This window comes from Aeromonas sp. YN13HZO-058 (genome assembly GCF_001921245.1).
GTDB lineage: Bacteria > Pseudomonadota > Gammaproteobacteria > Enterobacterales > Aeromonadaceae > Aeromonas > Aeromonas allosaccharophila.
Genome location: NZ_MQSY01000073.1, coordinates 1 through 21,028 on the forward strand (window position 1 = coordinate 1; position 21,028 = coordinate 21,028).

19 protein-coding genes are annotated in these 21,028 nt (G+C 60.7%); 8 read left to right on the top strand and 11 right to left on the bottom strand.

Annotated elements, in window-relative coordinates; genetic code table 11:
- Window positions 1-193: hypothetical protein (locus BSP75_RS21935; protein WP_216219197.1), on the top strand; the 193-nt coding region annotated here is incomplete at its 5' end.
- Between the two features lie 235 nt (window positions 194-428).
- On the opposite strand, the gene BSP75_RS18990 is transcribed toward BSP75_RS21935, so the two are convergent.
- Window positions 429-1,742: a sodium-dependent transporter gene (locus BSP75_RS18990; protein ID WP_075114228.1), complete on the bottom strand. Its 1,314-nt coding sequence runs from the start codon at window positions 1,740-1,742 to the stop codon at window positions 429-431.
- A 429-nt stretch (window positions 1,743-2,171) separates the two neighbouring features.
- Between BSP75_RS18990 and BSP75_RS18995 the strand changes: the two genes are divergently transcribed.
- A complete protein-coding gene (locus tag BSP75_RS18995) occupies window positions 2,172-2,891 on the top strand; it encodes a transporter substrate-binding domain-containing protein (protein ID WP_075114229.1) in 720 nt (239 codons plus the stop codon).
- A gap of 3 nt (window positions 2,892-2,894) precedes the next feature.
- Here the strand turns inward: BSP75_RS18995 and BSP75_RS19000 are convergent, their stop codons facing one another.
- The gene (locus BSP75_RS19000) at window positions 2,895-4,208 is read right to left on the bottom strand and encodes a sodium-dependent transporter (RefSeq protein WP_075114230.1); all 1,314 of its coding nucleotides are present in this window, start codon (window positions 4,206-4,208) and stop codon (window positions 2,895-2,897) included.
- A gap of 211 nt (window positions 4,209-4,419) precedes the next feature.
- Window positions 4,420-5,259, bottom strand: a complete 840-nt coding sequence (locus tag BSP75_RS19005) for a 2OG-Fe(II) oxygenase family protein (protein ID WP_075114231.1) — start codon at window positions 5,257-5,259, stop codon at window positions 4,420-4,422.
- A 207-nt stretch (window positions 5,260-5,466) separates the two neighbouring features.
- Between BSP75_RS19005 and BSP75_RS19010 the strand changes: the two genes are divergently transcribed.
- Window positions 5,467-6,030, top strand: a complete 564-nt coding sequence (locus BSP75_RS19010) for a DUF2799 domain-containing protein (protein ID WP_075114232.1) — start codon at window positions 5,467-5,469, stop codon at window positions 6,028-6,030.
- A gap of 51 nt (window positions 6,031-6,081) precedes the next feature.
- Here the strand turns inward: BSP75_RS19010 and BSP75_RS19015 are convergent, their stop codons facing one another.
- On the bottom strand, window positions 6,082-6,900 hold the full coding sequence (locus BSP75_RS19015; RefSeq protein ID WP_075114233.1) for a Cof-type HAD-IIB family hydrolase: 819 nt from the start codon (window positions 6,898-6,900) through the stop codon (window positions 6,082-6,084).
- 110 nt (window positions 6,901-7,010) lie between these two features.
- Window positions 7,011-8,240 (bottom strand): MFS transporter, encoded by a 1,230-nt coding sequence (locus BSP75_RS19020; RefSeq protein ID WP_075114234.1) that lies wholly within the window; start codon window positions 8,238-8,240, stop codon window positions 7,011-7,013.
- Between the two features lie 106 nt (window positions 8,241-8,346).
- On the opposite strand from BSP75_RS19020, the gene BSP75_RS19025 reads away from it, so the two are divergent.
- Window positions 8,347-8,970 (top strand): metalloregulator ArsR/SmtB family transcription factor, encoded by a 624-nt coding sequence (locus BSP75_RS19025; protein ID WP_075114235.1) that lies wholly within the window; start codon window positions 8,347-8,349, stop codon window positions 8,968-8,970.
- A gap of 311 nt (window positions 8,971-9,281) precedes the next feature.
- Window positions 9,282-9,758: an Lrp/AsnC family transcriptional regulator gene (locus BSP75_RS19030; RefSeq protein WP_005304871.1), complete on the top strand. Its 477-nt coding sequence runs from the start codon at window positions 9,282-9,284 to the stop codon at window positions 9,756-9,758.
- 179 nt (window positions 9,759-9,937) lie between these two features.
- Here BSP75_RS19030 and BSP75_RS19035 read toward each other — a convergent pair whose 3' ends face one another.
- The gene (locus tag BSP75_RS19035) at window positions 9,938-10,255 is read right to left on the bottom strand and encodes a hypothetical protein (protein ID WP_042062015.1); all 318 of its coding nucleotides are present in this window, start codon (window positions 10,253-10,255) and stop codon (window positions 9,938-9,940) included.
- 160 nt (window positions 10,256-10,415) lie between these two features.
- Complete coding sequence (locus tag BSP75_RS19040; protein ID WP_075114236.1) at window positions 10,416-10,643, bottom strand: hypothetical protein; 228 nt, start codon at window positions 10,641-10,643, stop codon at window positions 10,416-10,418.
- A 210-nt stretch (window positions 10,644-10,853) separates the two neighbouring features.
- Here BSP75_RS19040 and BSP75_RS19045 point away from each other — a divergent pair, with 210 nt between their 5' ends.
- Together BSP75_RS19045 and chrA are read left to right on the top strand one after the other, a co-directional pair.
- Entirely contained in the window at window positions 10,854-11,309 is a 456-nt protein-coding gene (locus BSP75_RS19045; protein ID WP_075114237.1) for an NUDIX hydrolase, read from the top strand.
- 58 nt (window positions 11,310-11,367) lie between these two features.
- Window positions 11,368-12,543, top strand: coding sequence for a chromate efflux transporter (gene chrA / locus BSP75_RS19050; protein ID WP_075114238.1), 1,176 nt, complete (start codon window positions 11,368-11,370; stop codon window positions 12,541-12,543).
- A 74-nt stretch (window positions 12,544-12,617) separates the two neighbouring features.
- On the opposite strand, the gene msrB is transcribed toward chrA, so the two are convergent.
- From msrB to malQ, 4 genes are all read right to left on the bottom strand, one after another.
- Window positions 12,618-13,004, bottom strand: coding sequence for a peptide-methionine (R)-S-oxide reductase MsrB (msrB, locus tag BSP75_RS19055; RefSeq protein WP_058052553.1), 387 nt, complete (start codon window positions 13,002-13,004; stop codon window positions 12,618-12,620).
- Window positions 13,005-13,072: 68 nt separating this feature from the next.
- Complete coding sequence (gene glgX / locus BSP75_RS19060) at window positions 13,073-15,229, bottom strand: glycogen debranching protein GlgX (protein ID WP_075114239.1); 2,157 nt, start codon at window positions 15,227-15,229, stop codon at window positions 13,073-13,075.
- A complete protein-coding gene (glgB, locus tag BSP75_RS19065) occupies window positions 15,229-17,406 on the bottom strand; it encodes a 1,4-alpha-glucan branching protein GlgB (RefSeq protein WP_075114240.1) in 2,178 nt (725 codons plus the stop codon). The genes glgX and glgB overlap by 1 nt, the downstream gene beginning before the upstream one ends.
- Window positions 17,407-17,488: 82 nt before the next feature.
- A complete protein-coding gene (gene malQ / locus BSP75_RS19070; protein ID WP_058052550.1) occupies window positions 17,489-19,678 on the bottom strand; it encodes a 4-alpha-glucanotransferase in 2,190 nt (729 codons plus the stop codon).
- A 346-nt stretch (window positions 19,679-20,024) separates the two neighbouring features.
- On the opposite strand from malQ, the gene gap reads away from it, so the two are divergent.
- Entirely contained in the window at window positions 20,025-21,020 is a 996-nt protein-coding gene (gap, locus tag BSP75_RS19075; RefSeq protein ID WP_040099300.1) for a type I glyceraldehyde-3-phosphate dehydrogenase, read from the top strand.
- Window positions 21,021-21,028 lie beyond the last annotated feature (8 nt).

Consider the following 21,028-nt stretch of genomic DNA (forward strand, 5'->3'; position numbering starts at 1 on the left):
CTCAGCTGGGAGAGCACCTCCCTTACAAGGAGGGGGTCACTGGTTCGATCCCAGTAACGACCACCATATTTGTAGTAAAAAGCGTAAGAAAAAGCTGAAATCTGTAGCAATGTTTCAGAGAAAAACCCCCACTCAGGTGGGGATTTTTTTTGCCCGCAATTCAGTACTTCAACATCTTCTGTTGCTGTCGTGACGAGCCGAACTCCAGCTCTTATCGTGCCACACCGCCACACCGCCACACCGCCACACCGCCACACCGCCACACCGCCACACCGCCACACCGCCACACCGCACCTCCTCTGCTCTGCCGAGATTGCCCGACTGCACTCATGTCCATCGTGATGCTGCTCATGTGAATGCCAGCCATAAAGCAAACCCCAGCAATAAAAAGGGCAGGCCAAGGCCTGCCCGCAAGGGTGCGCAAAGCGTTACATGATCCCGCGGATCAGGATCCCGCTGATCAGCAGCGGCGCCACCACGCGCCAGCACCAGAGCAGTGCCAGACGCAGGGCGGGTGACAGGCCCGCAGGCAATATGGCATCACCCAGTCGCCAGCCCAGCAGCAGGGTCAGCACCAGACCAAACAGCGGCATCATCAGATTGGAGGTGAGGTAGTCGAGCAGCTCGAAGATGGTTTTGCCAAACAGGGTCAGATCGCTCCATGGACCGAACGACAGGCTCACCGGAATGCCGGAGGCCATGATGAGCAGAGTCAGCACCCGGCAGGCGCCACGACGCGACCAACCCCACTCCTCGGTGGTGAAGCGCACCAGATGCTCCAGCATGGAGATGGAGGAGGAGAGCGCGGCGACCAGCAGCAGCAGGAAGAAGATCACACCCAGCCCCTGACCGAACGGCAGATGGCTGAACACGGCGGGCATGGTCATAAAGGTGAGACCTGGGCCTGCAGTGGGATCGATGCCGGTAGAGGCCAGCGCCGGGAAGATCATCAAGCCCGCCAGCACCGATATGATGCTCGCCAGGGTGACCACCCAGACCCCGGAGCGCACCACGCCGTCGCTATTGGGCAGGTAGGCGCCATAGGTGGTGTGCACCCCGAGCCCGATGGAGAGGGAGAAGAAGGCCAGCCCCAGCGCGTCCAGCACGCTCTGGCCGGTCAGCATGGAGAAGTCTGGCAGCAGCAACTGGCGCACACCCGCCATGGAGCCCGGCATGGAGAGGCCGACCCCTACCAGCAGCAACATCATGATGAACAGCGCGGGCATCATCCAGCGCAGTGCCCGCTCCACTCCCTTCTGAATGCCCCCCTGGACGAACCACCAGGTGAGACCTGCGAAGATCAGATGGGTCAGCACCGGCCACCAGGGGTTGCTGACATAGCCGTTGAACAGGGCGGTCAGCGCACTTCCCTCGCTCAGGTTGAGCTTGCCTGCCATCGCCAGCGCGGCGTAGCCCACGGTCCAGCCACCGACCACGCTGTAGAAGCTGTAGATAAAGAAGCCGCAGAGGATCCCCATATACCCCATCCAGCGCCAGTTCGGCCCCACCAGCTTGCGGAACGCACCGAGCACCCCGCGCTGGCTATGGCTGCCGAGCAGGGTCTCCCCGACCTGCACCGCTACCCCCAAGGTGAAGCTGAACAGCAGAAACACCAGCAGGAAGGCGCCACCACCATTGGTGGCGGTCACATAGGGAAACTTCCAGATGGCACCAAGGCCAATCGCGGTGCCTGCTGCGGCCAGCACATGACCAAGACGGGAAGACCACTGAACCTGGCTCATACAACCTCCGGGTAACACGACATCGAAGCAATACTCCTGAGTAGCAATAAACGACAGACAACAAAAAGGCCGCCCGAGGCGACCTTTGCAATGAACATTCAGAAAACTGTGCGTGCAGGGTCACCTCTCTTGCGAGCTAAAAAATCGACCAAACAGCACGAGGATGGAAGACATGGGGTGACAGCCTGAAAACGAGTGAGGGAACAGCCTAAACCATGGAAAGAATAATTGACACATAAAATCAAAAATTTTTTATGTGGGCAGCTATCACCCCGCTTCCACTGCGTATCACTCGATGGACAAGCCTGTCGGCAGGCTGGATCTTTTTTACCCAGTGGCTATTTACTGGGCGATAATCGTCAAAGCTTCTTATGGAACTAGTGGCCACCACATGGCGCTGACGGGATAAAAAATATGACAGGATGTCGTATGAGATGGATGGTGTTGCCCTGGTTGCTGGCCTGCCTGAGTGTGTCGGCACAGCCCGGATTAACCCTGCTCAGCCACGATTTACCCCCTTTTACCGAATACCGCGATGGCAAGCTCGACGGATTCGCCATTCGCCTGATCGATGAGGTGCAGCAGGAGCTTGGCACCCGCTATCCGGTGCGGATTTACCCGCTCAAGCGGGCGCTGGCGCTGGCGCGGGTCGAGCCCGGCTATGGCCTGTTCGTGGTTCAGCGACTCCCGGAGCGGGAGTCCCATTTCAAATGGGTGGGGCCACTCTTTATCAATCGGGTGTTTATCTATCAGGTGCCCGGGAGTCGCCATCCGCTGACTTCGCTGGCCCAACTGCGGGATCTGCCCAGAGTGGGCGTGGTATTGGGCAATGCGGATGATGTGCGGTTGACCCACCAAGGGTATACCAATCTGGTGCGCTACCAGACGGTCGCCGAGGCGATAGATCGGCTGATGCTGGGCAAGATCGATGCCTTGCCGATGGCGGAGCTGGTGATGGATGCCACCCTCGACAAGATGGGGCTATCCCGCCGCAGCGTGGCCAGCAGTGGCGTGCTGCTTCATCAGGCCGGTCTCTATATCGTCTTCTCCAAGGGGACGGATGATGCCGAGATCACCCGCTGGCAGCATGCCCTGGATGCCGTCAGAGCAGCACAGGGGCGGGCCGGTGGGCCCACCCGCGAAGAGTAACCGTCACACCAGACCGCGCACCAGGATCCCGCCGATCAGCAAGGGGGCAATCCAGCGCCAGCAGTTCATCAGCAGGTGATTCCAGTGGGCCGACAGCCCGTGCGGCAATGCCTTGCGTCCCAGCTTCCAGCCCAGCAACAACGTCACCATCAGGCCGAACAGCGGCATCATCAGGTTGGATGTGACAAAGTCCAGCAGCTCGAAGATGGTTTTGCCAAACAGGGTGGCGTGTTGCAGCGGGCCAAACGACAGGCTGACCGGAATGCCGTTGAGCATCACCACTGCCGTGATGGCGCTGCAGGCCGTACGGCGTGACCAGCCCCAGGTTTCGCACAGGAAGCACTGCAAATGCTCCAGCAGCGAGATGGCCGAAGAGAGTGCCGCAAACACCAGCAGGGCGAAGAAGATCACCTCAAGCACCTGACCGAATGGCAACAGCTGGAACACCGCCGGCATGGTCATAAAGGTGAGGCCGGGTCCGGCGGCCGGGTCGATACCGGTCGAGGCCAGTACCGGGAAGATCATCAGACCCGCCAGTACCGCCACCATGCTGGCAAGCAGCACTACCCAGAGGCTGGAGCGACCGACCCCTTCGCTGGTCGGCAGATAGGCACCATAGGTGGTGTGAATGCCAAGACCGATGGAGAGGGAGAAGAAGGCCAGCCCCATGGCGTCGAGCACGCCGGACATCCCCAGCTTGCTGAAATCGGGCATCAGGAAGTGACGCACCCCCTCCATCGCATTGGGCAGGGTAAGGCCAAAGGCGACCAGCATCAGGATCATCAGGAACAGGGCGGGCATCATCCAGCGCAAGGTGCGTTCCACCCCTTTCTGAATGCCCCCTTGCACCACCATCCAGGTGAGGGCGGCAAACAGCAGGTGGGTGAGGATGGGCCAGACATCCCCGCTGACATAGTCATTGAAGCGGGCGGTGAGGGCCGCCGCATCACCATGGTTGAGATCGCCGGAGATGGCCATGCCGGTATAACCGAGCGTCCAGCCGCCCACCACGCTGTAGAAGCAGTAGATGAGCAGGGTAGAGATCACCCCTATTACCCCAACCCAGCGCCACTGTTTGCCGAGCAGTTCGGAGAAGGCGCCCACTACCCCGCGGCGGCTCATGCTGCCGAGCAGGGTCTCCCCCATCAGTACCGCCACCCCCAGCGTGAAGCTGAACAGCAGAAAGACCAGCAGGAAGGCGCCGCCGCCGTTGACGGCGGTGACGTAGGGGAATTTCCAGATTGCGCCGATACCGACAGCGGAACCCGCAGCGGCGAGGATGTAGCCGAGTCGGGATGACCATTGGGACTGCTTCATAAGAACTCCAATCGAGCGCCCCTTGTCGGGGGCAGAATGGCGCTCATGTTACGGAGGTCGCTGCGCAATCACTACGACGGTTATCAGGGATAAATGCGATTTATTGGCATGATCGGCTAATTTAATTCTGTTTTTTGCCCAATCCTGCCACCAAATAAAAACCGGAGCACTATTGCTCCGGTTTGGCCTCTGACAACTGCTCGTCTGCTGGCTAGATCACTCCCAGCTCCCGCAGCCGCTCCATCAGGTAGCTGTGGGCGGTATGGCGCTCGGAGAGCACCACATCCGGGCGCGGATGGAGGAACAGCGGCAGCGAGATGCGCGACTTGGCTGCACTGCCCCCGGTCGGGTTGATGACGCGGTGGGTGGTGGAGGGGTAGTAGCCGCGAGAGGCCTCCTGCAGCATGTCGCCGATATTGATGATGAGGGTGCCAAAGTCGCACGGCACATCCATCCACTCGCCATCGGAACCCTTCACCTGTAGCCCCGGCTCGTTGGCAGCGGGCAGAATGGTGAGCAGGTTGATATCTTCGTGGGCGGCGGCGCGGATGGCTCCCGGCTCCTCGGTGCCATCGAACGGCGGATAGTGCAGCACCCGCAGCAGGGTCTTCTGGCTCTCGTCGATCATCGAGGAGAGGGGGCAGCTGTAGTGAGCTGCGATATCGTCCGGGGTGTACTGCTCGACCCAGCCCAGCAGCTCGGCGGCCAGACCGTTGGCGAGGCGGTAGTACTCCATCGCCTGCTCTTTCAGCGTGTCCGGCATCTGGCCCCAGGGGTAGAGGTGGAAGTACTCCTTGATGTCTTTCTGGCTATGGCCCTTGGCCACCTCCGACACCGACGGCGGGAAGTAGCCATCCTGAGTCTCGCGGTTGAACAGGAAATTCTGCTTCTGCTCGCTCATGAAGAAGCGGTACCAGTTGTCATAGATGGACTGCACCAGCTCTTTCGGGATGGGGTGGTTGGTCAGCACGCCAAAGCCGGTGGTTCGCAGGGATTCGGTGAAGCGTTGGGCCGCATCGGGTGAGCGGTAATCGACGGTCAGGACTTCCATTGTTTTTGTTGCGCGCCAGTTAAAAGATGGCGCAGTTTACCTTGCGCCTGATAACAAGGAAAGCGGGTTGGCCGCCCCACCTGGCACGGCGTTGAATAGTGACAAAAACATCAAAAAAACAGCGCCAACCCGCGCGGGCGCACATCCCTTGTTATGGCCTTTTATCCTCTCTAGAATGCCGGTCACTGTCTTTTCCGGAGTCTGTTCATGTCCCCCAAAATCCTGTTGCTGACCCTGCCGGTATTGCTGGCGGGATGTAGCTCCCTGTCAGAAGACGAGTGCCGCACCATGAGCTGGTACAACCTGGGTTATCAGGATGGTTCGGAGGGCAAAACCCGTCAGGCGACCCGCGATTACGTTTCGTCTTGCAGCGAGTATGGTCTCAGAGTGGATGAGGCCGAGTGGAAGCGGGGCTACGACAAGGGGCTGGAGCTCTACTGCATTCCCGAGCTGGGCTACAGCAAGGGCAAGGAGGGGCAGGAGTACCGCGGGGTGTGCCCCAACGATGCCAGCTTCCTCAAGCAGTATCAGCGCGGCTATGAAGAGTACAAGCTGGCCGCCCGCTTGCGGGAGATCAGCGACGAGCTGGAGCGTACCGAGCGGGATATCGATGCGCTGGATCGCAGCATCCGCAACGAAACCAACACGGAACAGCGCGACTATTATCGGTCCAAGCGCAACCGCGCCATTCGCCACTACGAGTCCCTGCGCTACGAATACAACCGTCTGCGTTACCCGGATCGGGTGATCCAGTTCTCCTTCGGCGGTTAATCCCTCTATTCATGGCCAGCCAGCGTGCTGGCCATGTTGCATCTTGTCAGATCAGGGCAGTACCCAGCGCTGCAACGCCAGTGCGATGCCATCCTCGTTGTGGTCGGCGGTGACCTGGTCGGCATGACTCTGGATCTGCGGGGCCGCATTGCCCATGGCGACCGCCAGCCCCACCTGTTCGAACATGCTGATGTCGTTGTTGTTGTCACCAAACGCCACCACCTGCTCCATCGCAATCCCTTCGCTGGCCGCCCACTGGGCCAGCCGGTTGCCCTTGCTGCAACCCGGCTGCACCAGCTCCACCGCATAGGGGGCCGCCCAGTCACGGGTAAAGGGCATCAGCTCGACCACCTCACCCATAAAGGCGTGCAGGCGCGCCGGATCCTGATTGAACAGCTCCAGTTTCCAGACCGGGTTGTCGAGCCAGCCTGCCAGCTCCTCGATCGGGTGGATCGCAATCTTTAGGTGCGCTGGCTGATTGGCCGACCAGCTGCGGATGCGGGTGACATGCTCCTCGCAGCCGATATAGCCGATCCCCTCGCTCAGGTGGAACAGGGCCCCCATCTGCTGCGCCTCGACCGCGTCCAGCAGCTCGGCGAGCGGGGCAACCGCCAGCGGGTCGCCGCTGAGGATCCGGTTCTGCACCGGGTCATAGAGATAGGCGCCGTTGCTGCAGATGAGAGGGGTATCGAGCGCCAGCTCATGGTGGAAGGGGCGCGCCGTCATGTAGTGGCGCCCCGTGACCAGCAGCACCTTGATGCCCTGGGCGCGGGCTTGCGCCAGTGCCGCCCGGGTGGCCGACGAGATCTTGTGATCCCGGGTCAGCAGGGTGCCATCCATATCGAGCGCGATGGCCTTGTACTCACTCATAGCTCCTCCAGCATCGAACAAATCCGCAAAGAGCTTTACCGTCCCAGACCCGGCGCCCCGATGCAAGTCTTGCCCGCGGCCGGAGCGCCGAACTGTGATCCCTTCGTGGCTCAGACGCAGCTGGCCAGTTGCTGGCGGCGGTCGGCACGGCGGCGCAGCAGATAGAAACCGGCGGCGCTGGCAAGGGAGCAGAGGGTGGCGAGATAGAAGGGCCACTCGGTACCGGCCAGCAGCACCAGACTGCCGAACAGCACCGCCAGGATCTCGCTGCCCACCGCGAGAGCGCGGTAGAGCCCCATCGCCTGTCCCTGCTGCTCGGGGTGACTGCGGTTGGAGATCGCCACCGAGGTGGCCAGCTCCCCCAGACTCATGCCGATGCCAGCCGGAACGAAGGTGAGCGCCAGCCCCCACCAGTGAACGGGCAGGATAAAGAGCAGCATGCCGGTCGCCATCACCAGATGGCCGACGATGCCGAGGGAGCTGCCGCGCCAGTGATGGGCGATGCGGGATCCGAGCCAGGAGCCCGCCATCATGGGCAGGCTCACCAGCACCGCCGCCTGCGCCAGCTGGGCCGGATCCCAGGCCAGCCGCTCCACCAGCCAGATATTGAAGTAGGTGAAATAGAGCTGCACGGCGCCATAGCTGATCAGGGTGAGCGCGAAGTAGGGGAGCAGGGCCGGTTGCAGCAACAGCTGGCGGCTGGAGAGGGTCGGTGCCTGGCTGGTGGAGGCCACCGGCGGGCGATGGGGGACCAACCAGTACACCAGCAGCAGGTTGAGCAGGGTCATCCCTACCGCCAGCCAGGCGGCCAGACTGTAATCCCCCGAGATCACCGCGGCGTAGCCTCCGATCATCGGCCCCACTACCCAGCCCAGGTTCATGCCGATGTTGATCCAGGCAAAGCTGCGGGCCTTGTGCTCCTTGCCGGCGAGATCCGCGGCCATCGCCTGCACGATGGCGATGTTGCCGTTGCACAGCCCCTCCACCATCCGGCTGAGCAGCAACAGGGGGAGGGATCGCCAAGCGATACCGAGTGCCATCAGGGCATAGCCTGCCAGCACCCCCGCCAGCGAGAGCAAAAGCAGTGGCTTGCGGCCATAGCGGTCGGAGAGGCGCCCGAGCCAGGGGCTTCCCACCAGCTGAAACAGCGGATAGAGCCCCATGATGACCCCCAGCCACACCTTGCGGCTCCAGTCGGAGGCTTCCGGCGTCAGCATGCCGTGGGCCGGATCCAGCAGCAAAGGAGCCAACACCGGGGAGGGGAGGCTAAAGCCTGCGACGGCCAGCGTGACTGTCATGACTAGCACCCAGAGGGGGTTTTTGTGCCCGTGTTTCTCCATGTCGCACCCATTAAGTAAAGTTATTGGTTTATTTATGCTGGTTCATAGACGGGATTAAGTAAAGTGAATTGTTGATTTAATAAAGGGCGATCCCCATAATGAGATCATGAACGCAAGCACCGACAAGATCCTGTTTCTGCTCAAGAGCCATGGCCCGCAGAGCGCCGCCGCGCTGGGGGAGCAGTTGCAGATGACCTCCATGGGCGCCCGCCAGCACCTGCTCGCACTGGAGCAGGAGGGGTGGGTCACCTTCAGCGACGAGGCGCGCGGGCGCGGTCGTCCCGTGCGGCTGTGGCAGCTCACCGAGCAGGCCTGGCAGCGCTTCCCCGATAGCCATAGCGATCTGACCGTGCAACTGATCGACAACGTGCGCGAGCTGTTTGGTGAGGAGGGGATGGAGCGACTGATCCTGCAACGGGAGCAGCAGATGCTGGCGCGCTATCAGCAGACGCTGGGCAACAAGGGATTATCCGGTCGGCTGGAGGCGCTCAGGGAGCTGCGCAGCCGCGAGGGCTATATGGCGGAGATCCGCTGTGAGGGGGATGGCAGCTGGCTGCTGTGGGAGAGTCACTGCCCCATCTGTGCCGCAGCGCGCACTTGTCGCGGTTTTTGTCGCAGCGAGCTGGCGCTGTTTCGCCAGCTGCTGGCGCCGGCGACGGTGGAGCGGGAGCAGTATCTGCTGGAGGGGGCGCACCGCTGCCTCTATCGCATCACGCCGCCCGCGCTCTGATTGCGCCAAACGCCCAAAAACAACAAAGCAGGCGCCGGGATGCCTGCTTTGTTGCCTTCGGGGAGGGGGTTCTCTCGTTCCAGCCCGTCGTTTCCCGATAAGGTAAGACGGCTGATGGGGCTCTTGACCCGGTAAGGTCCTTCACCGCAGAGACCCGGTCAGGTATCTGCTTTGCCACCGGAAGATGTAACCATAGTATCCCTCCCGTACCGGTGAGTGGTTGCAAAGTAACCACTTTTTTCGGTTGTTTTTGCAATAGTTCACCCTTAATCTAGGAAAAGTGGATTAGTCATTGCAACGAGGAAGGGTAAATGCTGAAACTTGATCGCATAGACAGACATATTCTCGAGCTGATGCAGGAAAATGGTCGCATCAGCAATCTGGAGCTGGCCGAGCTGGTAGGGCTCTCGCCGTCCCCCTGCTCCCGCCGGGTCAAGGCGCTGGAGGATGCCGGTCTCATCGACACCCACGTTACTCTGCTCAACGCCCGCCAGCTTGGTCTCACTCTCACCGCCTACATTCACATCTCCATGGACCGACACACGCCGGAGCGGTTCGAAAACTTCGACCGTGCCATCAGCGAGCTGCCGGAAGTGCTGGAGTGTGACCTCATCACCGGCAACGATGCCGATTACCAGCTCAAGGTGGTGGTACGCGACATGGAGCACTACCAGCACTTCCTGCTGGACAAGCTGACCCATATTCCGGGGGTGACCGGGGTGCGCTCCAGCTTCGTGCTGCGCCGCATCAAGCACAAGACGGCGCTGCCGCTCAACCATCTGGGGTGAGTCATCCTGCGCGGGATGGCGGTCGGTCTGGGATATGACTGGCAGCCGCTTCTCTTTGCGGATTTGAGCCCGCGCAAACAGCCAAACGCCCATATAAACAGAAACGCCCATATAAACAGAAAGAGGAGGCCGGTGGCCTCCTCTTTCTGTTATGCGGTATTGGTTAGCTGGCGCCGAAATCAGACGCTGACCTGGCTGATGTCTTCCACCTGCAGCAGCCAGCCGGTCTGCTCTTGCTGCGGTTCGCCGCTGACCCGCAGCCGCTCACCGGTCGGCACCCACTGCCCTTCGGGCAGGGAGACCAGCAGGCTCTCGCTGCCGTTGTCGAACAGCCAGCGATCTTCGCCTAGCGATTCAATCAGATAACCTTCCATCTCCACTCTGGACTCGGCTTGCCAAGATGGCGCAACGGAATCACGGCTCTCGATGAAATCCCCCTGAACACCAAAACTGGCTAGCCCCCACAGAATGGAGAGCCCGACGAGTGATGTCTGCATCTTGTCTCTCCTCTTTTTGGAACTGTGCTGTTGGAACTGTAGGGCCAGTATGGGAACAGAAAACTGAGCGCACCATGAACAAGGTGGCAAAGTGCAGGCGAGATCGCGAAAAAATCCGGCCAACTGGCCGGTTGTGTCATTTTATGGTGTCTGGATCACACTATTTGGCGGCTTCTTCTGCCATCCGTTCGGCTCTTGGCTTATTCGTCCACATGGCAACCCCGCGATGATCCTGGCAGATCCCCTCTGCCACAATGGCGCGAACCCGGGTGCCATCTTTGCATATGGCCTGCCAGGCGTCGGCATCATCGATGGCGAGCGAGTCGGGCGGCGACGTGGTTTGGCAAGCCGTGAGTAACAGGGCGCACAGGGGGAGCAATTTTGTCATGGCTGACACCTCGGGGTCTCGGGGCGATGGAGGATGTGAAGGATAGGAATGGCCTTGCCATCCGGGCTTCGCTCCCCAGCATCTGTGATAACCGGTTAATGGGCAAGGGGTCACTGGCGGGGGCTGAAGCCGATCAGCCGGGGCTTGCTCTGCGCCCTCCTTCAGCCTAATGTGAGGCCGTTTTTACCGCCTCATTGAAGGAGCGTTTTCATGTCCACTCTCTATCCCCGCGTCGGTGTCGGCGTCATCCTGACCAATGTTCAGGGCCGGGTTCTGCTTGGCAAACGCAAGGGGAGCCACGCCCCCTACTGGTCGATCCCGGGCGGTCATCTTGAAGTGGGGGAGAGCTTCGAGTCGGCGGCGATCCGCGAGGTGGCCGAGGAGACGGGATTGCAGATCCACGGGCCCGAGGTGGTGGCAGTGACCAACAATCTGGAGACCTGGCGCGAGAGCGGGCTGCACTATATCTCGGTCACCTTGCTGGCACAGGCTGAGGGCGAGCCGAAACTGCTGGAGCCGGAGAAGTGCGAAGGGTGGGTCTGGTGCGATCCGCGCGAGTTGCCCGAGCCCCACTTCGATGCCAGCCGTCAGTCCATCGCCTGCTGGCTGGCGGGACGCTGCTACTTGCCGAATGATGTGCCAATGGTGTCGGCCGAATCAGCCTGACTGTCATAAAACGATCATCGGGCTGTCATAATATCTCCTCTCCATCGGGGGAAGAGGGATGAGGGAGAAGAGCGTGGGACAGGTATTTATTCAGTTTTTGTGGCTCGGATGCATCAGTTTTGGCGGCCCGGCTGCCCATATCGGCTTTTTCCAGCGCACCTTCGTCGAGCGGCTCGGCTGGCTGACGCAGGCCGAGTTTGCCCGGTTGCTGGCGCTGTGCCAATTGCTGCCGGGGCCAGCTTCCAGTCAGCTCGGCTTTGCCATCGGTCGCCATCGCGCCGGTCTGGGCGGGGCGCTTTGTGCCTTTATCGGCTTCACCTTGCCCTCCTTTCTGTTGCTGCTGGCGGCAGCAGTCGGAGTGGGTTTGCTGGGCAACAACCTCTGGCTCGATGCAGCCCTGCACGGCCTCAAGCTGCTGGCGCTTATTGTGGTGGCCGATGCGGTGCTCACCATGAGCCGCCAGTTCTGTACCACGTCGCTGACCCAAGGGATCATGGTCGCGACCGCGGCCGCGCTCTGGTGGCAGCCCGGCTTGCTGACCCAGCTGCTGATGCTGGCGGGAGCGGCGCTGATCTGCGCCCGCAGCCAGAGCGGGGCGGGCAGTGGGACAGCCACTGCCGAGGAGTTTTCAGCCACTACCCGTCATCCTCACTGGCCGACCCTGCTGCTGTTTGCCGCCCTCTTTATTGGCCTGCCGCTGCTCGGTGGCCCTCTCGGCACGCTTGGCCAGCTGATTGCCGACTTCTATCGGGCCGGTAGTCTGGTGTTTGGCGGTGGTCACGTAGTGCTGCCGTTGCTGCAAGAGAGCGTGGGCCACACCCTCAGCCAGCAACAGTTTCTGACCGGCTACAGTCTGGCGCAACTGGTGCCGGGCCCCATGTTTACCCTCGCCACTTATCTCGGCGCCCAACTGCTGCCCGAGATGCCGCTGCTCGGAGCCTTGTCGGCGACCCTGGCGCTCTTTGCGCCCGGCTTTCTGCTGCTCTGGGCGGTGGGCCCCTGTTGGCAACAGTGGTTGGTCCAACCCCGTCTGGCAGGGGCCGTCATTGGCATCAACGCCGCCGTGGTGGGCTTGTTGCTGGCGGCGCTCTATCAGCCGGTGTGGCAGAGCGCGGTGCTGGCACCGACCGATCTGGCGCTGGCGGCCATCGGCTTTTATCTGCTGCGGGTGGTGAAGCTGCCGGTGCCAGCCATCGCGGCCCTGTTGGTGATGGCCACCATCTTGCTGGCGTGACGCCGGTGAAAGCCCGATAAAAAAACGGCGCCTCCATGATGGAGGCGCCGTTTTTATTGCAATGGATCAGCCGCTTAAGCGTCGGGATCGAAATCCAGACTCAGGCTGTTGACGCAGTAGCGCTGGCCAGTCTCGGTCGGGCCGTCCGGGAAGACGTGGCCGAGGTGAGAGCCGCACTGGCGGCAGGTGATCTCCACCCGCTTCATGCCGTGGCTGCTGTCTTCGGTATAGTTCACCGTCCCCTCGATGGCCTTGTCGAACGAAGGCCAGCCGCAGCCGGAATCAAACTTGGCGCCTGAGTGAAACAGCACGCTCTTGCAGCAGACACAGAGGTAGTCACCACTTTTGCGATTGTGGAGCAGGGCGCCGCTGTAGGGTCGCTCGGTGCCCTTCTCCCAGCAGACGTGAAACTGCTCGGCGCTTAGCTTGCTGCGCCACTGTTCCGGGTTGTTACTGCTCATACCGACTCCTTGCCATCAATCACGGGGCCCAGCATAGCGGCTCCCTAAAGCTGACTCCAGTATGCCTGTTATGGTTTGCCCGCATTTGTGATCGAGGTGGCAGCCATGTCCGCACCGGATGCAGGGAGAAGGGCCTGCTGCGGTGGTTGAGCATCCTGCGCCGTGCTGGCCAGCGCCACCCGCTCCAGCAGCTTGAGGGAGTGGGCGCGACCGACCGCCACCTGTCGTTTGATGTCATCGGGCAGGAACGGCAAGCCGTCGTTGGTGGCGGTGTCGATGGTCTGGATCCACTCCAGCCCTTCCCCCGGCGGTGGCAGGCGGAACTGGATGTCGTAGTCGCTGGCATTGAACAGCACGTACCAGCGCTCGCCGACACAGTTGATCATGCCGATATCCATGGCAAATGCCTGCCCCATGGGGGCGTGCCAATCCTGATCGGTGAGCTGGTGGCCATCCGGGTGATACCAGTTGACCTGATGGCAGCTGGCGGCGGCGCCGTTCCAGCTGTCATCGCTCAATTGCAGATTGGAGAAGACGCACGACTCCGCCCGCAGTGCCATCATCTGCTGGGTGAAGGCGAACAGCCGCTCGTCCTCCGGCCGCCACTGCCAGTTGACCCAGCTGATCTGGTTGTCCTGACAGTAGGCGTTGTTGTTGCCAAGCTGGCTGCGGCCCATCTCGTCGCCAGCGAGGAAGTGCGGCGTCCCTTGCGAGAGCAGCAGGGTGGCAATCAGATTGCGCTTCTGCTGCTGGCGCAGGCTGTTGACCCGCGGATCCAGAGTCGGCCCCTCTACCCCGTGGTTATAGGAGAGGTTGTTGCCGTGGCCATCCCGATTGTCTTCACCGTTGGCCTGGTTGTGGCGCTGGTTGTAGGAGACCAGATCCTCCAGGGTGAAACCGTCGTGATAGCAGAGGTAGTTGACGCTGGTGTGGGGCGAGCGCCAGTTTTTCGGGAAGATATCCCGCGACCCCACCAGACGGGTGGCAAAGTCCCCCATCTTGCCCGCATCGCCACGCCAGAAGGCGCGTACCGTGTCGCGATAGCGGTCGTTGATCTCCTGCCACTGGCTGGGGAACTGACCCAGCCGGTAGCCAAAGGGGCCGATATCCCAGGGCTCGGCAATGAGCTTGACCTGTGACAGCACAGGATCGGCCATCACCGCCTTGAAGAAGGCACCCATCGGCTCGAACTCGCCTGCCTCCCGCGCCAGCGTCACCGCCAGATCGAAACGGAAGCCGTCCACCTGCATCTCGGTGACCCAGTAGCGCAAGGCATCGAGCACCAGTCGCAGGGTGTTGGGGTGATCCAGATTGACGCTGTTGCCACAGCCGGTCACGTTGGCGTGACGGGTGTAATCGGGGCCGTGAGGGCCCGCTTCGAAAGCGTAGTAACCGGCGTTGTCAAAGCCCTTGAACGAGAGGGTGGGGCCGTCGAAGCCCGAGGCGGCGGTGTGGTTGTAGACCACATCCAGGATCACTTCGAGCCCGGCCCGGTGCAGCTCGCGCACCATGGTCTTGAACTCGATCACCGCCTCGTCGGCCTTGGTGCTGTAGCGCGGCTCCGGGGCGAAGAAGGCGATGGGGTTGTAGCCCCAGTAGTTGGTCAGTCCCAACTGCTCCAGTCGCGGTTCCGACATGAAGGCGGCCACCGGCATCAACTGCACCGAGGTGACGCCGAGACTCTTGATGTGCTCGATGACCAGTGGGTGACTGATGCCAAGATAGGTGCCCTGCAGCGCTTTGGGGATCCCTGGGTGCTGCTTGGTAAAGCCCTTGACGTGGGTCTCGTAGAGGATGGTGCGGGCCGGGCTGATCCCGGGCTTGCCGATGCCTTGCCAGTCAAAGCCGTCATCCACCACCACCGACTTGGCAATCATCCCGGCACTGTCCCCCTGATAGAGGGCCTCATCCCAGTAGGTGGGACGGCTGAGTGCCTTGGCGTAGGGGTCGATCAGCAGTTTTTGCGGATCGAACAGCATCCCCTCCTGCGGGGCGCCATAGACCCGATAGCCGTAGCGCTGACCCGCCTGCATGCCGCGCACGTAGCCAAAGCGATATTGGCCACGGCGGCCGGGCAGCTCAAGTCGGGTTATCTCCTGCTCCTGTTCATCGAACAGGCAGAGCTCCACCTTGTCCGACTGGGGAGCCCAGACACAGAAGTGGCAACCGTTCTCGTCAAGGCGGGCCCCCAGCGGGTGGCCCACCCCTTTTTCCATTACAAGCATCAAGACTCCTGTTTGATGAACAAGGTCGCCAGCGGCGGCAGATCCAGCACTATGCTGTTTGCCATCCCCTGCCAGGGGGTCGGCTCGGCAGCGAACACCAGACCCACATCATAGTTGCTTCCCCAGTAATACTCGCTGTCGGTGTTGAGCACCACCCGATAGTGGCCCGCCGCAGGGACGCCGACCCGATACTCGAGACGGGGCACCGGGGTGAAGTTGCACGCTACTACTATGGCCTGCTTGCCCTCTTTGTCGGCTCGCAGCCAGGCAAAGATGCTGTTGTCGGCATCGTTGTGATCCAGCCAGCGGAAGCCGGTCTGATCATAATCGGCCTGATACAAGGCAGGCTCTTGACGGTAGAGGTGGTTGAGATCGTGGATCAACCGCTGCTGACCGGCATGCTTGGGATATTGCAGCAGATGCCACGGCAGCTGGGCATCGTGGTTCCACTCGTTGCTCTGGGCGATCTCGGTGCCCATGAAGTTGAGCTTCTTGCCCGGGTGGGCATACATGAAGCCCATGTAGGCGCGCAGGTTGGCGGCTTGCTGCCACTCGTCACCGGGCATCTTGTAGAGCATGGAGTGCTTGCCGTGGACCACTTCGTCGTGAGAGAGCGACAGGATGAAGTTCTCGTCATAGTGATACACCATGGAGAAGGTCATGTCGTTGTGGTGGTAGCGACGGTGGATCGGCTCTTTCTGCATATAGGTGAGGGTGTCGTGCATCCAGCCCATATTCCACTTGAAGCCAAAGCCGAGGCCGCCGAGGAAGGTGGGGCGGGAGACACCGGCAAAGGCGGTGGACTCTTCGGCGATGGTCATGGCGTGAGGATACTTGCCGTAGACCTCTTCGTTGGTCCATTTCAAGAGGCTGATCGCCTCATAGTTGTGGTTGCCGCCATCGACGTTCGGTACCCATTCGCCCTCGTTACGCGAATAGTCCAGATAGAGCATGGAGGCGACCGCATCCACCCGCAGGCCGTCGATATGGAACTTGTCGAGCCAGAACAGGGCGCTCGCCACCAGGAACTGGCGCACGGTGTCGCGGCCGAAGTCATAGATGTAGGAGTTCCAGTCCGGGTGCCAGCCACGGCGCGGATCTTCATATTCATAGAGCGGGGTGCCGTCGAAACGGGCCAGCCCGTGGGCATCGGACGGGAAGTGGGCGGGGACCCAGTCCAGAATGATGCCGATGCCTGCCTGGTGACACTGGTCGACGAAGTATTTGAAATCATCGGCCGTACCGTAGCGGCTGGTGGGGGAGAACATGCCTACCGGCTGGTAGCCCCAGGAGCCGCTAAAGGGGTGCTCGGAGACCGGCAGCAGCTCGATATGGGTGTAGGCCATCTCCTTGACGTAGGCGACCAGCTCCACCGCCAGTTCGCGCCAGCTCAGGCTGTCGCCATTGGGGTGACGCTTCCAGGAGCCGACATGCAGCTCATAGATGGAGAGCGGCTGCTCGCGCTTGTCGTTGTGCTGGCTGGCGATCCACTCGGCATCCTGCCACTGGTACTGGGCGTGGTCATAGACCACGGAGGCGAACGACGGGTACTGCTCGCAGTAGAAGCCGACCGGATCGCTCTTGTGGGGCAGACGATGACCTGCGGGATCTTTCAGTTCAAACTTGTAGCGATCCCCCGCCTTGAGGCCCGGCACAAACAGCACCCAGTGACCGCAGAGACTGCGCTGCATCGGGTGGCGACGGCCATCCCAGAAGTTGAAATCGCCGATCAGGCTCACGGCGGTGGCGCTCGGCGCATAGACCGCAAAACGCACCCCTTCTACCTGCTGGCCGAGATGCTCCACGGTGCGCAGCTGGGCGCCAAGGGTGTGGTAGAGATTTTCCGGCTGGGCGGTCAGTTCGGCCAGGCCTGCCCAGGCGGCATCCTGAAACTGATAGGGGTCGATGACCTCGGTGGTAGCATCTGGGTAGCTGGCGAGCAGCTGATAGGGGAAGGGGTTTTTACGGCGGGTGAAAACAGTTTCAAAAAGACCCGATTCATCGGTGGGCGCCAGGGTGGCAACAACCTTGCCCGACTTGAGATCCTTGACGCGAACTTCGAGGGCATCAGGCAACCAGGCGGTCAGTTTGAGGCCGGGCCCATCCGGATTGGCCTGCAGGCCTAAGTGAGAGAAGGGATCGGAACAGCGGGCAGCAACCAAACGTTCAACGAGCATCGAGATTTCCTTTCATGACAGAGCATCCACTCCGGCCGAAGCCGGAGTGGATTTAGGTGAGAGTGCTGTGAGAGACAGCGTCTCAACGACTGGCCTCATCACGGGCCTGGCTCATCTTGCCGGCCAGCGCCTTGAGTGCCTCATTGGCAAAAATATCTTCCAGATCGGCAGAGAGCTTGCGGCGCCAGTTGGGGTATTCGTAACTGGTGCCCGGTACGTTGACCGGCTTGTCCATCTCCAGCCAGTCTTCCAGCTGGGTACTGAACAGGGCGCAGCTGCCGCGTGACATGTGGATCTGCAGACCGTGATTGAGTTCGGTGTTCATGCCGACCCAGTTCACGTCATGACTGATGTTGTCAGAGATGACCTTGTGGGCATGCAAGCTGTCGAGGATCCGCTGTTTCGCCTGGTGGCGATCAGCATACAGGGTCTTCAAGACATCTTCATCTGGATACAGGCCCAGTTGACGACCGAGCGCCAGATCGTCGCAGTGCCAGAACCCTTTCAGGGTTGGCATGTCGTGGGTGGTCAGGGCTGACATCGCCTGCTCGGTGTAGTGAGCCGGGGAGATGAAGCCGCCATCCGCCTTGGAGCGTTCGAAGAAGAACACCTTGTAGGAGTGAACGCCGTTCTCTTTCAGGGTCACGTCGATCCCCTCCGGCACGGTACCGAGATCCTCGCCGATCAGCAGGCACTGGTTGCGGTGGGATTCGAGGGCCAGAATGCCCAGCAGATCGTTGACCGGATAGTAGATGTAGGCGCCCTTGGCGGCTGACTCTCCGGGCGGGACCCACCACAGGCGCAGCAAGGCCATCACGTGGTCGATGCGCAGTGCGCCGCAGGAGCGCATGTTGGCACGGAACAGATCGACCATCGGCTGGTAGGCCGCTTCAAACAGCTTGTTCGGGTTCATCGGGGGCAGGCCCCAGTTCTGACCGAGCGGGCCGAGCACATCGGGCGGCGCACCGACCGAGGCTTTCGGGCAGTAGAGATCCTGGTTGGCCCAAATCTCGGTGGAGCCTTCGGAGACACCCACCGCCAGATCCCGGTAGATCCCCATCACCATGCCGGATGCCTTGGCGCGGGCATCGGCTTGCGCCAGCTGCTCGTCAGCCAGGAATTGCAGATAGAGGTAGAAGTTGACATCTTGCGGGTGCTCGGCCATCCAGGCGGCAACGGCAGGGTTGTGGTAATCGCGCAGCTCCTGCGGCCATACCGGCCAGCCCCAGGCATTTTCGCCCTTGGCATAGAAGTGGGCTTGCAGGGCATCGAAGGCCGCTTGCTGTTGCAGGCTGTCGCCACCGGCGGCCACGAAGGCATCAAAGGCTGCCTGACGCTCGGCGCCAAGGCTCGCTTCGTCGAACACCTGACGCAGCATGCCGAGTTTGGTCTGGATCACGCCGGTGTAATCGACGTTCTCCTTGGCGCGCAGATCGGCCAGATGCTGCTGGAAGGCAGGGCTTGCCACTTCCGCTTTCAGGCGATCGTTCTGCTGGAATTCGGGCACCGCCTCCACGTTGATATAGGCCACGTTGAGCCAGCGACGGGAAGAGGGGCTGTAGGGACTGGCGCTCTCCGGATTGGCCGGATAGAGGGCGTGGATAGGGTTGAGGCCGACGAAGTGGGCACCCCAGGTGGCCGCTTTCTCGACCAGCTGGCCCAGATCGCTGAAATCACCAATGCCCCAGTTGTGGCGGCTGCGCAGGCAATAGAGCTGCACGCTCGGGCCCCATACCTTGCGGCCATCGGCAATCGGCGGCTGCTTGTAGCACGCCTTGGGGGCTACGATGAGGCGCATGGTGGCCAGCGGCTCGTCATTGCCCTCTTCCAGCAGCACCAGCTGGTGATAACCCAGCTCCGGGGCCATTTCCAGGGTGACGCGATAGGCCTGGCACTCCATCTCTTCAAATTCGGCCACGCCGACCAGCTCACCTTCGATGGGGGTGAATTGGCCGGACAGCACAGCACCCTGCTCCTGCTGGAGCTGCCAGGTGAGGGCATCGTTGACGAATTCGATGGGGAGGCGAACCTCAAGGGTAACGGCGTCGCCGGTGCGAACCACCATCACAGGATCCAGCGCCCGCAGCCAGTGCTGGCGATGCTCCTCTTCCAGCTGTTGCACCAGGGCGGCCTCGTCATCGACGCGGTAGCCCATGGCGCCCAGCATGGCGGCCTTGCTCTCTTCGGATACCTGGGCCGGGTGGCCCCAGGCATCGACATACTCGCTGGCGATACCTTTTGCGGCAGCCAGCTGTTCAATCAGGGTGGTCATAGTTTGAGAATTCCCGCTGTGGATTCTATCTATACTATTTTGATTAATTTTTATGGGTGGTACTTGAACAGTGGCTCTTTGGCCATGCTAAACCGCGCACATTTTTACATATCTATCATCACGGTTGTGTGACCGAGTAGGCACTATTGTGGATATCTGCGCGATGCCACGTTCTGGCACTTTTTTCGTCAAAATGTGGTAATCAGTTACATAAACAGAAAATTAATTTCACAGTTTTTCATGATATAGCGCAATTTCAGACAGAATGTTGGTTGACTCACCGGAGAGTTCTAGTAAATTTACAAGCGGAATTTTCTTTGACTACTGAACAGTTAGGTAACTAAATATGACTATCAAAGTAGGTATTAACGGTTTTGGCCGTATCGGTCGTTTCGTATTCCGTCTGGCCGCCGAGCGTGCTGACATCGAAGTTGTTGGTATCAACGATCTGATCGATGTTGACTACATGGCTTACATGCTGAAGTACGATTCAACTCACGGTCGTTTCAACGGTACCGTTGAAGTTAAAGACGGCAACCTGGTTGTAAACGGCAAAACCGTACGTGTTACCGCTGAGCGTGACCCGGCCAACCTGAAGTGGGGCGAAATCGGTGTTGACGTTGTTGCTGAAGCTACCGGTCTGTTCCTGACCGACGAGACTGCTCGTAAGCACATCGCTGCTGGTGCCAAGAAAGTTGTTCTGACTGGCCCGTCCAAAGACGCTACCCCGATGTTCGTAATGGGTGTTAACGACTCTACCTACGCTGGCCAGGACATCGTTTCCAACGCTTCCTGCACCACCAACTGCCTGGCCCCGATCGCCAAGGTTCTGAACGATACCTTCGGTATCGAGTCTGGCCTGATGACCACCGTTCACGCTACCACTGCTACCCAGAAGACCGTTGATGGTCCGTCTGCTAAAGACTGGCGCGGTGGCCGCGGTGCGGCTCAGAACATCATCCCGTCCTCTACCGGTGCAGCCAAAGCTGTTGGCGTAGTTATCCCGGAACTGAAAGGCCTGCTGACCGGTATGGCTTTCCGTGTTCCGACTCCGGACGTGTCTGTTGTTGACCTGACCGTTAACCTGAAGAAAGCTGCCACCTACGCAGAAATCTGCGAAGCGATGAAAGCTGCTTCCGAAGGCGCTATGAAAGGCGTTCTGGGCTACACCGAAGACGAAGTTGTATCTACCGACTTCCTGGGTGAGCGTCAGACCTCCGTATTCGACGCCAAGGCTGGTATCCAGCTGAACGACAAATTCGTTAAAGTTGTATCCTGGTACGACAACGAAATGGGCTACTCCAGTAAAGTTCTGGACCTGATCGCTCACATCTCCAAGTAATTTGGGAT

Bases quoted from the DNA above. Each gene is read 5' to 3' on its own strand.
- BSP75_RS19040 (WP_075114236.1), bottom strand. From the start codon at position 10,643: ATGACAAAATTGCTCCCCCTGTGCGCCCTGTTACTCACGGCTTGCCAA.
- chrA (WP_075114238.1), top strand. From the start codon at position 11,368: ATGAGGGAGAAGAGCGTGGGACAGGTATTTATTCAGTTTTTGTGGCTC.
- BSP75_RS19015 (WP_075114233.1), bottom strand. From the start codon at position 6,900: ATGAGTGAGTACAAGGCCATCGCGCTCGATATGGATGGCACCCTGCTG.
- malQ (WP_058052550.1), bottom strand. From the start codon at position 19,678: ATGACCACCCTGATTGAACAGCTGGCTGCCGCAAAAGGTATCGCCAGC.
- BSP75_RS19035 (WP_042062015.1), bottom strand. From the start codon at position 10,255: ATGCAGACATCACTCGTCGGGCTCTCCATTCTGTGGGGGCTAGCCAGT.
- BSP75_RS19000 (WP_075114230.1), bottom strand. From the start codon at position 4,208: ATGAAGCAGTCCCAATGGTCATCCCGACTCGGCTACATCCTCGCCGCT.
- msrB (WP_058052553.1), bottom strand. From the start codon at position 13,004: ATGAGCAGTAACAACCCGGAACAGTGGCGCAGCAAGCTAAGCGCCGAG.
- BSP75_RS19030 (WP_005304871.1), top strand. From the start codon at position 9,282: ATGCTGAAACTTGATCGCATAGACAGACATATTCTCGAGCTGATGCAG.
- BSP75_RS19010 (WP_075114232.1), top strand. From the start codon at position 5,467: ATGTCCCCCAAAATCCTGTTGCTGACCCTGCCGGTATTGCTGGCGGGA.
- glgB (WP_075114240.1), bottom strand. From the start codon at position 17,406: ATGCTCGTTGAACGTTTGGTTGCTGCCCGCTGTTCCGATCCCTTCTCT.
- BSP75_RS18990 (WP_075114228.1), bottom strand. From the start codon at position 1,742: ATGAGCCAGGTTCAGTGGTCTTCCCGTCTTGGTCATGTGCTGGCCGCA.
- glgX (WP_075114239.1), bottom strand. From the start codon at position 15,229: ATGCTTGTAATGGAAAAAGGGGTGGGCCACCCGCTGGGGGCCCGCCTT.
- BSP75_RS19005 (WP_075114231.1), bottom strand. From the start codon at position 5,259: ATGGAAGTCCTGACCGTCGATTACCGCTCACCCGATGCGGCCCAACGC.
- BSP75_RS19045 (WP_075114237.1), top strand. From the start codon at position 10,854: ATGTCCACTCTCTATCCCCGCGTCGGTGTCGGCGTCATCCTGACCAAT.
- BSP75_RS18995 (WP_075114229.1), top strand. From the start codon at position 2,172: ATGAGATGGATGGTGTTGCCCTGGTTGCTGGCCTGCCTGAGTGTGTCG.
- gap (WP_040099300.1), top strand. From the start codon at position 20,025: ATGACTATCAAAGTAGGTATTAACGGTTTTGGCCGTATCGGTCGTTTC.
- BSP75_RS19020 (WP_075114234.1), bottom strand. From the start codon at position 8,240: ATGGAGAAACACGGGCACAAAAACCCCCTCTGGGTGCTAGTCATGACA.
- BSP75_RS19025 (WP_075114235.1), top strand. From the start codon at position 8,347: ATGAACGCAAGCACCGACAAGATCCTGTTTCTGCTCAAGAGCCATGGC.